Below are 283 nucleotides of genomic sequence, written 5' to 3'. Positions count from 1 at the left end.
ATGACGGCCCTCGTCGAGGTGCACTACGCCGAGGAGGTCGAGCGGGCGGTCGACGCCGGCGCGCGGGTGGTCGGCGTCAACGCGCGCAACCTCAAGGCGCTCGAGGTCGACCGCGGCACGTTCGCGCGGGTGGCCCCGGCGATCCCGGCGGACGTCGTCAAGGTCGCCGGGTCGGGCGTGCGCGGGCCGCACGACGTCATGGACTACGCCCGGGCCGGCGCGGACGCCGTGCTCGTCGGCGTGGCGCTGGTGGCGGACGTAGCGCCGCGCCTGTCGGGCGCGG

The 283-nt window shown here is 77.4% G+C and carries 1 pseudogene; it reads left to right on the top strand.

Features of this window, described 5'->3' with window-relative positions:
* Positions 1 to 283: pseudogene (locus KVT14_RS20315) on the top strand (indole-3-glycerol-phosphate synthase TrpC); the annotation flags it as partial.

This window comes from Cellulomonas sp. GbtcB1, assembly GCF_019091725.1.
GTDB lineage: Bacteria > Actinomycetota > Actinomycetes > Actinomycetales > Cellulomonadaceae > Cellulomonas.
This window is presented reverse-complemented; position numbering and strand designations above follow the sequence as displayed.